This is a genomic window from Tsukamurella spumae (genome assembly GCF_012396015.1).
Lineage (GTDB): Bacteria > Actinomycetota > Actinomycetes > Mycobacteriales > Mycobacteriaceae > Tsukamurella > Tsukamurella spumae.
Genome location: NZ_JAAXOQ010000004.1, coordinates 173,927 through 189,704 on the forward strand (window position 1 = coordinate 173,927; position 15,778 = coordinate 189,704).

A 15,778-nucleotide genomic window follows, 5' to 3' on the forward strand; every position below is an offset into this window, starting at 1 on the left:
GGGGCTCCTAGCTGTAGATGAGACGGCGCAGCTGCCGCTCGGTGAGATCGGGCGCGGCGACGAGCCTGCTGCGCAGCTCGTCGGTCAGGGTCGCGAAGATCTCCGCGTTCTTCGCCCCGCGGCCCTGCAGGGCGCTGTGGCGGCGGCGGACGAACTCCTCGACGGGTTCCCGGTAGTAGGCCGTGACATCGTCGATCACGCGCCCGGCCTCGGCGGCCGAGAGCCCCGTGGTCCGCGCGATGTGATCCACGAGGTCGCTGTCCGGCACGCCTCGATCTTGCGGGCTCGACGGTGCGGTGTCAATTTCTTGCCCGGAATCGGGCAGAACTGAGACCGAATCGGAGGATCGACGGGAGACGTCCGCCGCAATGTCAAGAATGCTTGACGCAAAATGTCAAGAATGCTTGACTCGGAGGTGTGGAGGACGAGAACCCGGTGCGGGCGCGGCGACGCGCCCAGCGCATCACCCAGGCCGAACTGGCCGCCGTCGTCGGCGTGAGCCGCCAGACGGTGGTCTCGGTCGAGAAGGGCGACTACGCGCCCAGCGTGTACCTGGCGTTGAAGATCGCCCGAGCCCTCGACAGCACCGTCGAAGTGCTTTTTCCGCTGGAGGAGGAGAGTCATGTCCGCTGATACGAAGCTCGAGGAGTTCATCCTGGCCCCGTCGGACCCGGCCTGGGGCGACGAGCGCAACCGGGACGAGTACTACCGCGCCAACGCGATCGGCTCCTTCTGGAGCGTGTACGCCTTCTTCGGAGTGGCGGTCGTCGCGGCGGCGGAGGGTGCGGTGGCCGCCGCGCTTCTCGCCCTCATCGCGCCGGGGGTGATCCAGATGACGGCGGTGCAGCGGTACTGCCGGCGGCACGAGGTGCCTTTGAGTCAGGTGCTGAGCATGTTCAACCGCGGTCGGCGACGGTGGATCTCCCTGGCGACCACGATCCCCCTGGGGCTCGCGGCGCTGATCCTGATCCTGCTGCACGAGGGTGGCCGGTTCCACGACCCGGGCACGCTCGCGGGCGGACTGGTCGGCGCAGTCGTGGGCGCCGGCGCCGCCTTCGTGGCCTTCCGGGTGCTCGCCTCCCGCGAGCGCAGGAGCGAGGAACGGGCGGCCGCCGAGGACGACGTATTCGAATAACGAAGGATGCGTCGGTACGATATGACCTCGTGACCACCTCCGAAGCCGCTGATCGGGAGCACCTCGATCTCAAGACGCAGCTCGTGCGCTTCATCGTGACCGGCGGCTTCTCGGCGATCGTGGATTTCGGCCTCACGCTGCTCCTCGGCAAGTTCCTCGGACTCGATGAAGCCCTCGCCAAGACCATCGGCTTCATCTGCGGAACCACCACCGCGTACCTGCTCAACCGGCGCTGGACCTTCAAGGCCGAGCCGTCGACCAAGCGGCTGATCGCGGTGTGGGTCCTGTACATCGCGATGTATGGCGTGCAGCTGGGTCTGTACATGGCGTTCTTCACGTTGTTCCCGCCGCCGGAGGACGGGATCGGCAGCTACGTCAACCGCCTCGTCGCCTTCGTCATCGCGCAGGGCACCGCGACCGTGGTGAACTTCATCGTGCAGCGCACGGTGATCTTCCGATTGATGTGAGGCGCTTCCTGCCCTGGGCGTTCGCGCTCGCCGGCGTTCTGCTGTCGCTGTGGCACGGCGGGCGGCCGTCGGCGTGGTTCGACGAGCTCGCCACGGCGTCCGCGATCGACCGCTCGCCGGGTCAGCTGTGGCACCTGCTGACCAATGTCGACGCGGTGCACGGCCTCTACTACTGGTGTGTGCGCGCCTTCGCGCTGGTGTTCGGCATGGACGAGACCGCGCTGCGCGCCTTCTCCGCGCTCGGCGTGGGAGCGGCCACGGCGGCCTGCTACGTGCTCGCCCGCCGGCTCGGCGGCGATGTCCTCGCACTGGTCGCCGGCACCGTCGCCCTGATCCTGCCGCGGATCACCTGGTCCGGCGTCGAGGCCCGTTCGTACTCCTGGGTGATCGCCTCCGCCGCGCTCGTCCTGATCGTGGCGCACCGCGCGATCTCGTCGCACGACGCCTCCGGTGTCGCGGCGTCGGACGCGCCCGCCGCGCGGCGGGCCTGGTTCGGCTACGGTGCGGCGCTGTTCCTGGCGACGGTGCTGTTCCTCTACACGGCGACCCTCGCGCTCGCCGTGGCGGTCGTCGTCGCCTCCGACCCGCGCACGCGTACGCGCGCCGTCCTGCGGCCCGCCGCGATCGCCTCGGCCGCTGCGATCGTCCTGGCGAGTCCGGTGGCGATCCTCGCGGCCACCCAGCGCGATCAGGTGTCCTGGCTCCGCTGGCCGGGGTGGCGGATCTTCCAGAACGTGCTCGTCGACCAATGGTTCGACCACTCCTACGCCTTCGCCGCGGCCGCCTGGCTCGTGGTCGTCGTCGCGGCGGTCCTGTGGTGGCGCCGCGGCGTCGCCGGTCCGGCTCGGACCGCGGGGGCGGCACCGTCGGACCTGGGACCCGCGGTGCGCTACGGACTGGCGGGAGCGCTGGTGCCGCTGGCCGCGATCCTGCTGGTCTCGCCGGTCGTGCCCTCGTACGTGGGGCGGTACGTGAGCTTCACGGTTCCCGGTGTGGTGTTGCTGCTCGCCGCCGCGGTCACGACGCTCGCGCGCGCCCTGCCGCGTCCGCGGGTGGCCGGCGCGGTGGTGCTGGCCGCGCTCACGGTGGCCGCGATCCCCGGCTATCTGTGGCAGCACAGCCCGCTGTCGAAGCCGGGCGGCAGCGATTTCAGCTACGCGGCCCGGTACATCCGCGACAACGCGCGGCCCGGTGATTGCGTGTTCTTCCAGGTGCAGCCGAGCTGGGCGTGGCCCTCGCTGCGGATCGTGTACGACGGCCTGCCCGGGATGTTCGACGGCCTGCACGACATGGGCGACGACGGGAACCGGCGGACCGAGGGCAGGCTCTGGGACAAGGAGAAGGGCGTCAACCAGTGGGCCTCCTGGGCGGCGGACAACTGCACGGCCGCATGGGTTCTCACCGATGCGGACCGACCGGAGGCGGACTTCCGGCGGGAGAACGGGAATCTGTGGTGGACCTTCCGGCCCTTCCAGTTCATGGGGACCGACATGCAGGTCTCGCTGGACGACGGTGGTCTCGCGGTGGTCCATCAGGAGCAGTTCCACATCCTGCAGGTGGTTCATCTGGTGCAGCCGGAGGCGTCGTCGGGGCCGGTCCCGCCGCCGCTTCCCCCGCACACCCGGCACTCCTACTGGTGAGCCCGGCCGCACACTTCGGTCACGAAGGTCCAGGATCGTCGGGGTTCGTGACCGAAGCGTGAGCCGCTCACGCGGCCCGTGCCCCGATCGCCTCTGCGAGGGTGGTGATGACGCCCTCGGGATCGTCGGTGAGGTGGTGCCACGAGAAGTTCAAGACCGACCACCCTGCGATCGTCAGCGCGTTGGCCTTGTCCTGATCGCTCTGCCAGCGGGCGCGCGAGCGGTGGAACGCCCAGCCGTTGATCTCGACTGCGACCTTGAACTCCGGGAACGCGAAGTCGATCGCCCATCCGCGGAAGCCGAGCTGAGTGTGCCACCCCGTCATGCCGTGGAGCCTGAGCAGCGCGGCGAACAGCCGTTCCGCCTCCGATTCGGTGTCGCCGGCGGCTACGTCGAAGATCGTTCGTGCCGTGAGAATTCCCCTCGCTCGAGCGTTCCGGTCGAGCGCGGCCTGCAGGTCGTCGAGCGTCACGTTCCCGCGCTGGAGTGCGCGGTCCATGATCCGGGCGTCGGCGACCTCCAGCACACTGAGCGGCTTACCGGTCACCGCGAGGCCGTCGACCTCGACGACATCCGCGGGATCCAGGGTGCGCCGGCGCGTCTCGACCCGATATCCGGCGCTCGCGCGCAGACGCCGCTCCGGCCCGACCGTGACGGAGATCGACGCGGGCACCTCGTCGATCATCCGGTGCCAGAACAAGGCGGTGCCGCGGTCCGCGACGCCGCCCGCCAGGGCCACGCCGATGCGGATGCCTGTGCGGTCCGTGTGCGGATGGTGCTTCGTACGGAACAGGCCCCGCGCGATGCGCACCAGCTCCCCTGATTCGATCCGAACAGCGATCATCGCGGGGCTCACGCCCGCTGATCGCAACTGTGCCAGCGAGGCCACTCCGTCCTGCGCCGCGAACAGCAGCGCCGCGTCCTCCCACATGTCAATTGGACGCACCAGCGGGCCGTGCGGTTCCGCCGGCCGCACGCTTCGGTCACGGAACCCATGATCCTCGGGGTTCGTGACCGAAGTATTCAGTCCTTCGGCAGTTCGCGCTTGACCATCTTGCCGGTGGGGTTGCGCGGCAGGCGATCGAGGTAGACCACGTCACGCGGGACCTTGAAGCGGGCGAGATTCGCGCGGACGAAGTCCTTGAGCTCCTTGGTGAGTTCCTCGACGGCGTCGTCGACCGGCGCGCCGCCCTCGATCACGACGAAGGCGCGCAGGCGCTGGCCGAACTCGGGGTCGGGCACGCCGATGACCGCGGCCTCGACCACGTCGCTGCGGGTGACCAGCAGGTTCTCGACCTCGAGCGGGTAGACGTTCTCGCCGCCCGAGACGATCATGTCGTCGTCGCGGCCGTCGATGTGCAGCAGGCCGTGCTCGTCCCAGTGCCCCATGTCGCCCGACGAGAGGTGGCCGTCGATGATCTGCTTGGTCCGGCCGTCGCTGTAGCCCTCGAAGGGAGCGCCGGCGCGCACGAAGACCCGTCCGCGCCTGCCGATGCCCTCGATGAGCGCGTCGTTCTCGTCGTACAGGCGCACCGTTGTGAGCACCGGCGGCTTGCCGACGGTGCCGGGTGCCGCGCGCAGGTTCCGCGGCGTCGCGACGGTGGCGACGGCGACCTCGGTGGAGCCGTAGACGTTGTAGAGCACGTCGCCGAAGACGTCCTGGAACTTCTCCGAGAGCTCGGGCGAGACCGCCGACCCGGCGACGACGACCGCCTTCAGGCAGCTGGTGTCGTACTTCGCGATGGTTTCGGCCGGCAGGCCGAGAATGCGGGTGAGCATGGTGGGCACGGCGACCAGCATGTCCGCGCGGTTGTCGGCGATCAGCTTGAGCGTGTTCTCCGGGTCGAAGCGGCGCATCGTCACGGTGGTGCAGCCGACCGACATCCCGGCGGACCACATGGCGAAGCCCGTGGAGTGGAAGATCGGCGAGGCGATGACGACGGTGCCGCGGCGCTTGAAGGGGATGCGGTCCACGAGCATCGCGGTCGCCAGCGAGGGCACCTTGCTGCGGGTCGCGCCCTTGGGCAGGCCGGTGGTGCCCGAGGTGAGGATGATGAAGCCGCCCTGCTTCTCGGGCGGCGGGACGCGCTTGCCGTCGCGCCCCGCCGCGAGCTGATCGATCGTCTGCGCGCCCTCGGGGATCGCGTCGGCCTCGTCGACCCAGGTCAGGTAGCGCGGCATGTCCTCGGGGAGCGCGTCGAGCAGGCCCGTGAACTCGCTGTCGTGGAACACCGCCTGCACCTTCTCGCGGGCGCAGACCTCCGCGAACTGGGGCTTGGCGAAGCCGGTGTTCATCATGGCCAGGCGCATGCCGGCGCGGGCCGCGGCGCTGATGATCAGCAGCAGGCCGCGATGGTCGCGGGCGAGCACGGCGATCACGTCGCCGGACTTGAGACCGGTCGCGCGGAGGCCCCGGGCCAACGCGTTCGACTGTGCCTCGTACTGCGCGTAGGTCAGCGCGCCGCGCTCATCGACGATGGCGGTGCGGTTGGGGCTCTCCGCCGCGCCCTTGATGACCAGCGCGGCCTGCGGGCCGTACTGCCGGTTGTAGCCGAGGGCGCGTAGCGCGACATCGGGGCGCGCGGGGTCGACGACCCTGCGCTGCAGCATGCGCGTGAGGGCATGTCCCTGTGCGAACAGATCGGAGACCAGGCTCGTTCCCATGACGACGATGATAGGCGTACCGCCCCCGATTTGTTGAGGGGGCTTCAATAGCGGCTCGGGCGAGGGTGCTCGAACCGGTTCAGCGCCTGGTCAGGGGCGGGAGAACCGCTCATCGCGGCCCAGCTTGCGCAGCCGCAGCCACTCCCGGAACCCCGCGACATCGCGCCGTTGCACCAGGAAGAACCAGCCGAACCGGGCCCATTCCTGCGGGATCAGCTTGCGCATGCCCGGCTGCGACTGCAGGTAGCCGCGGTTGCGGTAGGTGAAGAAGCGCTTGGTCTCGTTGTCCGGGTACTGGGTGTGCATGCGCCCGCCCAGGATCGGCCGGAACTCGTCGGCGCCGTTCGGGTGCAGGTAGGCGGTGGTCAGGCAGGTTCCGAAGGGCAGGCCGGAGCGCACCAGCCGCCGGTGGATCTCGACCTCGTCGCCGCGGATGAACAGCCGCAGGTCGGGCACGCCGACGGCCGCCACGGTGTCCTTGCGGAACAGCGCGCCGTTGAACAGGGACGCGATTCCCATCAGGACGTCGTCCGACAGTGCGCCCGGGTCGATCAGCTCCGACCGCTTGCGTCGCCAGACCAGGCCGCGGCGCAGGGGGAAGGCCAGCGTCTCCGGGTCGTCGATGGTGGCGACCACGGGGGAGACCTCCGCCAGTGCGTGCCGCTCGGCGGCCTCGAGCAGCGTCGCGAGAACCTGCGGACCCTCCGGGCGGCCGTCGTCGTCGGCGAGCCAGATCCAGTCGGCACCCAGTGCCAGCGCGTGCAGCATGCCCAGCGCGAAGCCGCCCGCGCCGCCGAGGTTGAACCGGGATGGCAGGTAGACGCCGTTGGGCAGGGCGGTGACCAGTTCTTCGACCGCGGCCTGGTTCGCGTTGTCGACGACGACGACCGTGTCGACGGGTCGGCTCTGCGAGGTCAGGACCTCCAGAGATTTCGCCAGCAGTTCGGCGCGGTCGTGGGTGACGACGACGGCGATGACCGACTCGTGATCGGCGCCCGGCCGGCCGTCAGTCATCCTCGGCCTCGACCATGTCGAGCACCTTGCGGACCTGGGCACCGGCATCGGGGCCCTCGTAGGCGGTCACGACCTCCTCGATGCCGCCCTCCTGGCGGATCTGGCCGTGGTCGATCCACAAGGCGCGGTCGCACAACTGCGCCAGGAACTCGTTGGAGTGCGACGCGAAGACGAGGATGCCGGACCGCTCGACGAGCGCCTGCAGCCGCTTGCGGGCCTTGCGCATGAACTCGGCGTCGACGGCGCCGATGCCCTCGTCGAGCAGCAGGATCTCGGGATCGATCGAGGTGACCACGCCCAGCGCGATCCGGACCCGCATGCCCGTCGAGTAGGTGCGCAGCGGCATGGACAGGTAGTCGCCGAGCTCGGTGAACTCCGCGATCTCGTCGGCCTTGCGCATCATCGATTTGCGGGTCTGGCCGAGGAACAGGCCGCGGATGATGATGTTCTCCATCCCGGAGATCTCCGGGTCCATGCCCACGCCCAGGTCGAAGACGGGCGCGACGCGCCCCTTGACCACGGCGGTGCCGCGGGTCGGCTCGTAGATGCCGGACAGCAGGCGCAGCAGCGTCGACTTGCCGGCGCCGTTGTGACCGACGAGGCCGACCCGGTCGCCCTCGTCGAGGCTCATCGTGATGTCGCGCAGGGCCTCGACGACGACCACCTTGTCGTCCGCCATCACCTTGCCGCCGGCGGAGCCCATGACCGCGCGCTTGAGCGAGCGCGATTTCGCATCGAACACCGGGAAGTCGACGCAGGCTCCCTGCGTCCGGATCGAAACGGTCATCTCACACCCAATACGCGACTCGGGAACGGAACTGCTTCATCAGCAGCAGGGTCAGCGCCACGCCGACCACGGTGCAGCCCAGCACCACGTACCAGTGCTGCGGGTCGAAGGGCTTGCCGATCAGCGGCCCGCGCACCAGCTCGAGGTAGTGGTAGAGCGGGTTCAGCTTCACCAGCTGGGCGCGCTCGCTGTTGCCGCCGGGCACCGTGTCGAGCGTCCACACGACCGGGGTCACGTAGAACAGCAGCTGGGTGAGTGCGGTGAGCAGCGGCGAGATGTCGCGGAACCGGGTGGCCAGAATGCCGAAGAACATCGACACCCACACCGCGGTGATCGCGAGCATCACGATCGCCGGGATGATGCTGAGCTGGGTCCACGACCAGTGCTTCGGCGGGAAGATCGCCAGCACGATCACCAGGATGATCGCGTTGTGGGCGAGGAACAGCAGCTGCCGCCACACCAATCGATACACGTGCACCGAGAGCGGTGCCGGCAGCTGTTTGATCAGCCCCTCGTTGGCGATGAACACCTCGGAGCCGTCGATGATCGAGTTCTGGATGAAGCTCCAGAGGATGAACCCGACGGTGAGCTGGGGAAGCAGGGTCGAGACGTCCGCGTTGAGCAGCACCGACCAGAGCAGCGCCAACGCGCCCGCGGTGACGCCGGTGGCGATGGTGATCCAGAACGGTCCGATCACGGAGCGGCGGTAACGCTGCTTGATGTCCTGCCAGCCCAGTTCCAGCCACAGCTCGCGGTGCACGACGGCACCGTCGACGAGGTCCCGGATCGCGCGCTTGAAGGTGCGCGAGTCCGAGACGAGGGGCGCCGACTGGGAGGCGGCGGGGCTATCGACGGGCACGATTCTGAAGGGTACCCGCCGCCCGCTGCGGACCCCGGCAGGTCGACGGTGCCCGCCCGCCCGGGCCCGACGGTGCCCGCCCGCCCGGGCACCGCATCGTCGACCTCAGAGGTACTGGCCGTGGCCCGTCTGCGACTCCGGCCCGGGCGTCATCCCGGGCGGCAGCGCGCCCTGGCGGATCTGCTCGAGCTGCGCCCGCGCCGCCATCTGCTGCGCGAACAGCGCGGTCTGGATGCCGTGGAAGAGTCCCTCCAGCCAGCCGACGAGCTGGGCCTGCGCGATCCGCAGTTCCGCGTCCGAGGGGGTCGACTCGTCGGTGAACGGAAGCGCGAGACGCTCGAGCTCGGCCTGCAGGTCGGGGGAGAGGCCGTCCTCGAGTTCCTTGACGGACGTGCGATGGATGTCCTTGAGCCGGGCGCGGCTGGCGTCGTCGAGCGGCGCGGCGCGCACCTCCTCGAGGAGCTGCTTGATCATGGTTCCGATCCGCATCACCTTCGCCGGCTGCTCGACCATGCCGTGCAGCTCCTCGGCCGCGCTGTCGGCACCGCCCGTCGCGGCGGCCGCGCCGTCGTCGGCTCCGGCAGGGATGATCTCCACGTCGTTGCGATCACTCATAGCACCATTCTGGCAGCTCGACGCGGGCGGCCCACCGAGTCGTCGGCGGGGCAGTGTAACCTCCGTCCCAGTGAACACGTTCTCAGAAGGCCAGGGTGAACCCGGCCGGGCTTCGACTGCGGTTGCGGTATCTGCATTCGATGTCGCCCGCGTCCGGGGGCTCTACCCTGCGCTGGGAGACGGGTGGATCCACTTCGATCCGCAGGCGGGCGCCCAAATCCCGGGCTCGGTGTCGTCGGCGGTCGCCAACGCCTTCCGCGGGTTCGTGAGCAACCCGAATGGTGTGTACGCCGGGGCCGCCCACACCCGGGGGATCGTCCAGGCGGCCCGCGTCGCGGTGGCCGATCTCGTGAACGGCAAACCCGAGGGCGTCGTCCTCGGCCCCTCGCGGGAGCAGTTGCTCAGCTCGCTGGCGGAATCGCTGAGTGCTCGGCTCGGGCTCGGCGCGGAGATCGTGCTGTGCCGCCTCGACGACGATGCGAACCAGGCCCCGTGGCTCCGGGTCACGGACCGGGGCGGCGGCAGGGTGAAGTGGGTCGAGGCCGATATCGAGACCGGTGAGGTCCCGGAGTGGCAGTTCGAGGAGCTGGTGAGCCAGGCCACCTCGGTGGTCGCGGTCCCACTGGCCTCGTCCACCATCGGCACCGTCATCGATGTGGCTGCGGCGGCGAAGGCCGCGCACCGGGTGGGCGCCCTGCTCGTGGTGGACGCGACGAGTGCGGCGCCCTACGAGCTGCTCGACATCGAGCGCCTCGGGGCCGATGCGCTGCTGGTCAGCGCGAACCGCTGGGGCGGCCCCCAGGTCGCTGCGATGGCCTTCCGCGATCCGGCGATCTTCAGCCGCCTGCGGGCGGTCAACCCGGACCGCAACGCGATGGGCCCCGAGCGGTTCGAGCTCGGCGAGCACCAGTACGCGATGCTGGCCGGCATGATCGCGTCGATCGATCATCTCGCGGGGCTCGACGAGTCATCGGTGGGGGCCCGCCGGGATCGCCTCGAGCATTCCATGTTCGGCCTGCGTCAGTACCAGCAGCGGCTCCTGTTCTACTTGCTCAACTCGCTGGCCTCCGCGCCGCAGGTGGCCATCATCGGCCGCGCCGAGCGGCGGGTGCCCACGGTCTCCTTCACGCTGCCGGGTGTGCCCGCGGCGAAGGCGGCCAAGCGCCTCGCCGACAACGGCGTGTGCGCCCTGTCGAACGTGCCCAGCCGGTACTTCGCCGGGCTGGGGGTGCCCGAGTACGGCGGCGCGGTCACCGTCGGTCTGGGCCCGTACTCCACCCCGTACGACGTGGATCAGCTGGTCCGCGCCCTCGCCTCCCTGGGGTAGGCGCGATCAGTCCGCACGAAGCATCTGCTCGACGCCGGGCTTGAGCAGGTCCGCGATGCGGTTCCATGGAACCGTCACGGGGACGAAGTCACCGAGCACGTGCGGCACGGAGACGTAGAACTCGAGCCCGTCCGCGGTGGGGAGCCAGTCGGCGAAGGTCTCGAACGCCAGCGGCTCGTTCTGCAGTCGTAGGGTCGGGTCCAACCCCGGGGCGATGGTGCGAAGGCGGGCGCGAGCGGCGTCCGGGTCCACGTACAGATCGTCGACGGTGACCGGGCTCGCCGTCCTCGTCGCGATGACGACGGTGCCCATCGAATTGTTCGGGTGAGCCGCGCCGCGCCCGTACCAGAACACCACGACACGGCCGGCGACGGCACCGGAGCCGATCCGGGTGACGCCGCTGCGGTAGCCGCCGGAAAGCTCACCGTCGTCGGCATCGGTGTCGGGGCCGTTCTGCGGCATGCCGGCCATGCTGGTGCGCATGGCGGCGTTGAACCGCGCGGCGACGGCCGGGTCGCCGCCGGTGAGCTGCGGGGTCGTGAGCACTCGGCCCGGCTCGTTGGCCGGCGTGGTGATCGCCGTGATCGTGTACCCGTGGGCGGCTCCCGCGAGCGGCGCGGCGGGGACCGGGCTGCGGAAGGGGCTGTAGGGGTCGGTGCTCGTCCGGACCGTCGGATTCGACGGTGCCGCAGAGCTGCTCGGACCCGCGGGCGCGATCGGACCGCATCCGGTGACTAGAAGCAGCGCCGTGGCGGCGACGGCCGGCCAGGTTCTCACCGCGGTGGCTCGATCGCGGAGCGGTACTCGTCGGACGCGAAGAACGGGGTGAGGCGGCGGCGCAACAGATCCTCGATGACGCCGCGCTCGTCCAGAGTGGCGAGCACGGGCGGGCCGAAGCGCAGGGCCTCCTCGATCATGTCCTCGCGGCCCACACCGAGCTCGGCGAGGAGTTCGTAGAGCGAGGTGTCGCCGTACTTGTCGAAGACGTGGTCGATGCCCTCGTCCAGAAGCGCACGGAAGTAGTCGGTATCGCGGAAGGTGCGCCAGAACTCGAAGACCAGCACCACCACGTCCTCGACATCGGTGTCGGTGAGCACGCCGCGGTACTCCGCCACGGAGCTGCCGCGGTGCTGGCGCCAGAAGTCCCGGGCGGCGGCCGCGAGGGTCTCGTCGCCGTCGGTGGCGGCCCTGCGCAGCGCGAATCGGACGCCGAGCCGGGCGGCGGCGTCTGCGCGCTGGCCGAGTGCCGGGAGGGCGGGGCGCAGGGCCCGCGCGGCGGCACCGGCGACGGTGCGCGTCACCGCGTTCCGTGCCAGGGCGCGCGTGGCGTCGTCGGCCGCGGACGAGGCCGCGGCGTGCAGCACGGAGGCGACGGCGTCCTCGGTGACGGGGCTGTCGGAGAGCGCCTGGAGGACCCGTCGGGTCAGGTCCATCTCAGTGACGCTGCGCAGCAGTTTCTCGAAGCTGCGGCTGTCGATCACGTCGTCGAGGCGGGTGGTGTCGTTGACGGTGTGCCGGTACAGCCGGCCGGCGATCTCGCCGACGAGCTCGGGGATCGCGCCCTCGACCGGGACCTGGACGGCGTACTTGGCGGCGACGGCCTTGATCATGGCGGGGGTGACGGCCTCGGCGAGCGTCAAGTCGGAGGCGACGGCGAGGGTGTTGTCCACCTCCTCGATGACCAGCGAGTGGAAGGCGGTGTCCTGGAGTTGCCGGCGCGCGAAGGCGATCTGCGCCTCCAGGAGGCGGGCGGCGAGGTCGTCGATCACGGTGTCAGCAGTACCTTTCCGACGGATTCGGGGGAGTCGAGGAGGGCGTGTGCGGCGTTCGCCTCGGAGAACGGGAGACGGGCGGAGACGACGGGGCGCAGCGCACCGTCGGCGAACAGGGGCCAGACGTGCTCGCGGACCGCGGCCACCACCTCGGCCTTGCTGTGCGGCCCGACGGCGGGCCGGCCGCGCAGGTTGGTCGCGCTGATCCGACCCCGTTTGCCTAGCAGCGCAGCGATGTTCAGCTCGGCCTCGACGCCGCCCTGCATGCCGATGATCACCAGTCGGCCCTGCGGCGCGAGCGCGCGGACGTTCCGCGGCAGGTACTTCGCGCCCATGATGTCGAGGATCACGTCGGCGCGGTCCTGCAGGATCTCCGCGAAATCCTGTTCGTGGTAGTCGATCACGATGTCGGCACCCAGCTCGCGGCAGTGCCGCGCCTTGTACTCCGAGCCGACGGTGACGGCCACCGTCGCGCCGAGGGCCTTGCCCAGCTGGATCGCGTGCGTGCCGATGCCGCTGCCGCCGCCGTGGATCAGGAGCGTCTCACCGGCGCGGAGTCCGCCCTCGGTGACCACGTTCGAGTAGACCGTGCAGGCGACCTCGGGGAGGGCGGCCGCATCGACGAGCGGGACCCCGGCGGGGACGGGCAGGCATTGCGTCGCGGGCGCGATCGCGTATTCGGCGTAGCCGCCGCCCGACAGGAGCGCGCACACCTCATCGCCCACCGCGAGGCCCGCGACGTCGGCGCCGAGGGCATCGACGGTGCCCGATACCTCCAGCCCGAGGATCGGGCTGGCCCCCGGCGGCGGCGGGTACAGGCCGCGTCGCTGCAGCAGGTCCGCCCGGTTCACCGCTGTGGCCGCCACTGCGATCCGTACCTCACCCGGTCCGGGATCAGGCTTCGGCAGGTCGATGACCTGCAGGTTCTGTGTCGTCTCGTCGACGCCGATCGCCCTCATGCTTCATGGGTAGCACACCCGGGAGCGATGCAGCGCACGCTGTAGTCGGGCCAGTGCTTTTATCGCAATGGGACGAGCGTGCGTCGGTGGGCAAGAAGTGAACGGATACTCTCTCACTTCGCTTCGCGCGACGATGTGCGGGCCGATCAGGTCCAGCGCCCGAGCCGGCGTGGTTCCGTACGTGCCTAGAGGCAGGAGATGACGTGCGAGGCAACGGTATGGAGAACGGAAACGATCGGAGTGGGTCGCTGAACGTGATCGCCTGCCTTCAGGTCCGGTATCGTACGGCGCAGGGAAGCGTGGCAGAGCGGCCGAATGCACTCGCCTTGAAAGCGAGCGTCCGTAACAGGACCGGGGGTTCAAATCCCTCCGCTTCCGCAGAGAAGGGCCAGGTCAGATCGCATTTCTGACCTGGCCCTCGTCGTGGGTGCGGACCGCGGGCGGTGGAGTTGACACAGGAGTTGACACAGGTCACCTGGGAAAGTCGGTAGATTAGTCGCGTGGCGAAGCTCCCCGTCGGGGTCGAGAAGATCGAGTACGAGTCCGGAACCGTGCGCTACGAGGCCCGGGTGGACGCCGAGGTGAACGGCGAACGGCGGCAGTTCCGGCGCCGGTTCAAGACGGCCGCTGAGGCGAGCGACTACCGGAAACAGATGATCGCCGCCGCGGTGGCCGGCAAGGCGGTGCCCACGACGGCGCTGACGGTGAAAATGGCCGTCGATGAATGGTTGGCGGCGCAGGAGATCTCGCCGTCGACTCGGGCCGCGTACGCCGCCGCGCTGGCGCCGGTGGTGGAGCGGTACGGGAAGAAGAAGGTCCAGACGATCGAAAAGTCCGACGTCGTAGAGCTGATCAAGGATCTGCGCGAGGGGAACGGTCCGGGCGGCCGGAAGTGGGCGCGCACGTCGATCAACCCGATGCGGGCGCGATGGCAGTCGGTGTGGGAGGACCTGGTCGAGCAGGGGAAGGTGGCGCGCAACCCGGTTGAACTGGTGAAGCCGCTGCGCAAGCGCGATGACCCGGTGGCCGCGAAGAAGGAAGTTCTGGATCTCTCGGACCGGTTGACCGACGCCGAGGTCACCGCGTTGGAGGCGGCGCACCCGGCCACGCCGCCGGCCGAGGGGCACCTGCGATCGCCCGGATATTTAGCCGCACTAAGGGCTCCGATGATCGCGCTGGGCCTCATCGGCCTGCGCCGGGGCGAGATGGCGGGGTTGCGATGGTCGTCGATCGACCTCGATAAAGGGACCATGAAGGTGGCCGTGACGACGCGGATCGCGGTGCGCGGCAAAGTCATCGAGCAAGGCGTCGGTAAAACCGAGTCGGCGGGGCGCTGGCTCCCACTGCCGGAGCCGACGCTCGCGGTGCTGAAAGCAGCGAAGAAGCGCCAGGACGGCGAGAAGGAGCGGTACGGAAAACGATGGGTTGGTGGCCACGATCCGTACGTTCTGACACAGCAAAACGGGCGGCCGTGCTCGCCGAGGACACTCAATTTCTGGTGGAACGATGCGCTCGCGGCGGCGGGGGTGCCGCAACGGCGGCTGCACGCGTCGCGCCACACCGCGGCGAGCCGTCTGATTTCGATGGGCGTCACGCCGGCGGAAGTGGCCGCGTGGCTGGGCCATTCCGACGGTGGCGAACTGGTGCTGAGGACGTATGCGCACGTTCATCGCGACGATCTGCGGTCGCTGGCGTCAGCACTCGACTACAGCCGCGAACGGGTGTTGCCCGAGAACAGGGGGCCCGTGCACTGGGTTGATCAGGAACTGCCCAGCCGTGTTGTCGCGGAGCTCGGGATGGTGCAGGACTCGTCGACAGGGGACTGGGTGTTCGACGGGCCGTGAGGTCGGCCGTCGACGGGTCGTGACGGCGGTGGTGGACGCCCCCTTGTCCCTCTTCCTGTCTGAGGGCCATCGCTCGAACCAGTGGTCCTTAGACGCGGTGGAAGGTGCGGGCGATCGAGCGGCCGTCGACGGGTCGTGACGGTGGTCGTGAGGTCGCGGTGACGGCGGTCGTCTGGTGGCCGGAGCTGACGGAGGGTTCGATCGATCTTTCGAACCAGTGGTCCTTAGACAGCCGATGAGATGTGGTGGTGGATGGGTTGTGAGGTCGCGTCGTCGACGGGTCGTGAGGGTGGTGTTGTCCACCGTGGGATCTGGGCTCCGGAGCTGGCGGAGGGTTCGACCATCGGTCGAACCAGTGGTCCTTGGTCGCGGTGAGGAACAGGGGTGATCGAGCGGTCGTGAGGTCGCGTCGTCGACGGGGTCGTGAAGACAGCGGTGACGGTGGCCATCGAACGCGTTGCCAACACCTCGTGTTTCCACCGCGACCAGGGACCGGAGCTGTCGGATCGCTCGACCAGTTGCTCACCCATGGTTCTTGGTCACGAGATGGATGGGGTGGTGTTCGAGCGGGTCGTGAAGACAGCGGTGACGGTGGCCATCGAACGCGTTGCCAACACCTCGTGTTTCCACCGCGACCAGGGACCGGAGCTGTCGGATCGCTCGACCAGTTGCTCACCCATGGTTCTTGGTCACGA

The 15,778-nt window shown here is 69.5% G+C and carries 17 protein-coding genes and 1 tRNA gene; 8 read left to right on the plus strand and 10 right to left on the minus strand.

Annotated elements, in window-relative coordinates:
* Positions 1 to 7 precede the first annotated feature (7 nt).
* Complete coding sequence (locus HF999_RS04805; protein WP_168544760.1) at positions 8 to 268, minus strand: HU family DNA-binding protein; 261 nt, start codon at positions 266 to 268, stop codon at positions 8 to 10.
* A gap of 149 nt (positions 269 to 417) precedes the next feature.
* Between HF999_RS04805 and HF999_RS04810 the strand changes: the two genes are divergently transcribed.
* Genes HF999_RS04810 through HF999_RS04825 form a run of 4 tightly spaced genes read left to right on the plus strand, consistent with a single transcriptional unit; the run spans position 418 to position 3,242 of the window.
* Positions 418 to 633, plus strand: coding sequence for a helix-turn-helix transcriptional regulator (locus HF999_RS04810; RefSeq protein ID WP_168544761.1), 216 nt, complete (start codon positions 418 to 420; stop codon positions 631 to 633).
* Positions 623 to 1,135 carry a hypothetical protein gene (locus tag HF999_RS22400; protein WP_168544762.1) on the plus strand — a complete coding sequence of 171 codons (513 nt, stop codon included), beginning with the start codon at positions 623 to 625 and terminating at the stop codon, positions 1,133 to 1,135. Before HF999_RS04810 ends, HF999_RS22400 begins: the two co-directional genes overlap by 11 nt.
* 29 nt (positions 1,136 to 1,164) lie before the next feature.
* Complete coding sequence (locus tag HF999_RS22405) at positions 1,165 to 1,602, plus strand: GtrA family protein (RefSeq protein WP_312854016.1); 438 nt, start codon at positions 1,165 to 1,167, stop codon at positions 1,600 to 1,602.
* Positions 1,599 to 3,242, plus strand: a complete 1,644-nt coding sequence (locus HF999_RS04825; RefSeq protein WP_168544763.1) for a glycosyltransferase family 39 protein — start codon at positions 1,599 to 1,601, stop codon at positions 3,240 to 3,242. The genes HF999_RS22405 and HF999_RS04825 overlap by 4 nt, the downstream gene beginning before the upstream one ends.
* A gap of 67 nt (positions 3,243 to 3,309) precedes the next feature.
* Here HF999_RS04825 and HF999_RS04830 read toward each other — a convergent pair whose 3' ends face one another.
* The 6 genes from HF999_RS04830 to HF999_RS04855 all read right to left on the minus strand — a co-directional run bounded on the left by HF999_RS04830 (position 3,310) and on the right by HF999_RS04855 (position 9,181).
* On the minus strand, positions 3,310 to 4,188 hold the full coding sequence (locus tag HF999_RS04830; RefSeq protein ID WP_168544764.1) for a type IV toxin-antitoxin system AbiEi family antitoxin domain-containing protein: 879 nt from the start codon (positions 4,186 to 4,188) through the stop codon (positions 3,310 to 3,312).
* Between the two features lie 77 nt (positions 4,189 to 4,265).
* A complete protein-coding gene (locus HF999_RS04835) occupies positions 4,266 to 5,906 on the minus strand; it encodes an acyl-CoA synthetase (protein ID WP_168544765.1) in 1,641 nt (546 codons plus the stop codon).
* Positions 5,907 to 5,996: 90 nt separating this feature from the next.
* Positions 5,997 to 6,920 (minus strand): galactofuranosyltransferase GlfT1, encoded by a 924-nt coding sequence (gene glfT1, locus HF999_RS04840; RefSeq protein ID WP_168544766.1) that lies wholly within the window; start codon positions 6,918 to 6,920, stop codon positions 5,997 to 5,999.
* On the minus strand, positions 6,913 to 7,707 hold the full coding sequence (wzt, locus tag HF999_RS04845; protein ID WP_168544767.1) for a galactan export ABC transporter ATP-binding subunit Wzt/RfbE: 795 nt from the start codon (positions 7,705 to 7,707) through the stop codon (positions 6,913 to 6,915). Before wzt ends, glfT1 begins: the two co-directional genes overlap by 8 nt.
* Position 7,708: 1 nt before the next feature.
* Positions 7,709 to 8,566, minus strand: a complete 858-nt coding sequence (wzm, locus tag HF999_RS04850) for a galactan export ABC transporter permease subunit Wzm/RfbD (protein ID WP_168544768.1) — start codon at positions 8,564 to 8,566, stop codon at positions 7,709 to 7,711.
* 105 nt (positions 8,567 to 8,671) lie between these two features.
* Positions 8,672 to 9,181 (minus strand): bacterial proteasome activator family protein, encoded by a 510-nt coding sequence (locus HF999_RS04855; protein WP_168544769.1) that lies wholly within the window; start codon positions 9,179 to 9,181, stop codon positions 8,672 to 8,674.
* 70 nt (positions 9,182 to 9,251) lie between these two features.
* Between HF999_RS04855 and HF999_RS04860 the strand changes: the two genes are divergently transcribed.
* A complete protein-coding gene (locus HF999_RS04860; RefSeq protein WP_312854017.1) occupies positions 9,252 to 10,508 on the plus strand; it encodes a cysteine desulfurase-like protein in 1,257 nt (418 codons plus the stop codon).
* Positions 10,509 to 10,514: 6 nt separating this feature from the next.
* Here the strand turns inward: HF999_RS04860 and HF999_RS22410 are convergent, their stop codons facing one another.
* The 3 genes from HF999_RS22410 to HF999_RS04875 are packed head-to-tail and all read right to left on the minus strand — an operon-like array spanning position 10,515 to position 13,239.
* On the minus strand, positions 10,515 to 11,285 hold the full coding sequence (locus tag HF999_RS22410; RefSeq protein WP_246207231.1) for a hypothetical protein: 771 nt from the start codon (positions 11,283 to 11,285) through the stop codon (positions 10,515 to 10,517).
* Positions 11,282 to 12,277, minus strand: a complete 996-nt coding sequence (locus HF999_RS04870; protein ID WP_168544771.1) for a hypothetical protein — start codon at positions 12,275 to 12,277, stop codon at positions 11,282 to 11,284. The genes HF999_RS22410 and HF999_RS04870 overlap by 4 nt, the downstream gene beginning before the upstream one ends.
* A complete protein-coding gene (locus HF999_RS04875; protein WP_168544772.1) occupies positions 12,274 to 13,239 on the minus strand; it encodes an NAD(P)H-quinone oxidoreductase in 966 nt (321 codons plus the stop codon). Before HF999_RS04875 ends, HF999_RS04870 begins: the two co-directional genes overlap by 4 nt.
* Before the next feature lie 293 nt (positions 13,240 to 13,532).
* Here HF999_RS04875 and HF999_RS04880 point away from each other — a divergent pair.
* From HF999_RS04880 to HF999_RS04890, 3 genes are all read left to right on the plus strand, one after another.
* Positions 13,533 to 13,617: transfer RNA gene (locus tag HF999_RS04880), tRNA-Ser, on the plus strand.
* 122 nt (positions 13,618 to 13,739) lie between these two features.
* Positions 13,740 to 15,083, plus strand: coding sequence for a tyrosine-type recombinase/integrase (locus HF999_RS22950; RefSeq protein ID WP_168544773.1), 1,344 nt, complete (start codon positions 13,740 to 13,742; stop codon positions 15,081 to 15,083).
* A gap of 435 nt (positions 15,084 to 15,518) precedes the next feature.
* Positions 15,519 to 15,778: hypothetical protein (locus HF999_RS04890; RefSeq protein WP_168544774.1), on the plus strand; the 260-nt coding region annotated here is incomplete at its 3' end.

Bases quoted from the DNA above. Each gene is read 5' to 3' on its own strand.
- HF999_RS04835 (WP_168544765.1), bottom strand. From the start codon at position 5,906: ATGGGAACGAGCCTGGTCTCCGATCTGTTCGCACAGGGACATGCCCTC.
- HF999_RS04875 (WP_168544772.1), bottom strand. From the start codon at position 13,239: ATGAGGGCGATCGGCGTCGACGAGACGACACAGAACCTGCAGGTCATC.
- HF999_RS22400 (WP_168544762.1), top strand. From the start codon at position 623: ATGTCCGCTGATACGAAGCTCGAGGAGTTCATCCTGGCCCCGTCGGAC.
- wzt (WP_168544767.1), bottom strand. From the start codon at position 7,707: ATGACCGTTTCGATCCGGACGCAGGGAGCCTGCGTCGACTTCCCGGTG.
- glfT1 (WP_168544766.1), bottom strand. From the start codon at position 6,920: ATGACTGACGGCCGGCCGGGCGCCGATCACGAGTCGGTCATCGCCGTC.
- HF999_RS04855 (WP_168544769.1), bottom strand. From the start codon at position 9,181: ATGAGTGATCGCAACGACGTGGAGATCATCCCTGCCGGAGCCGACGAC.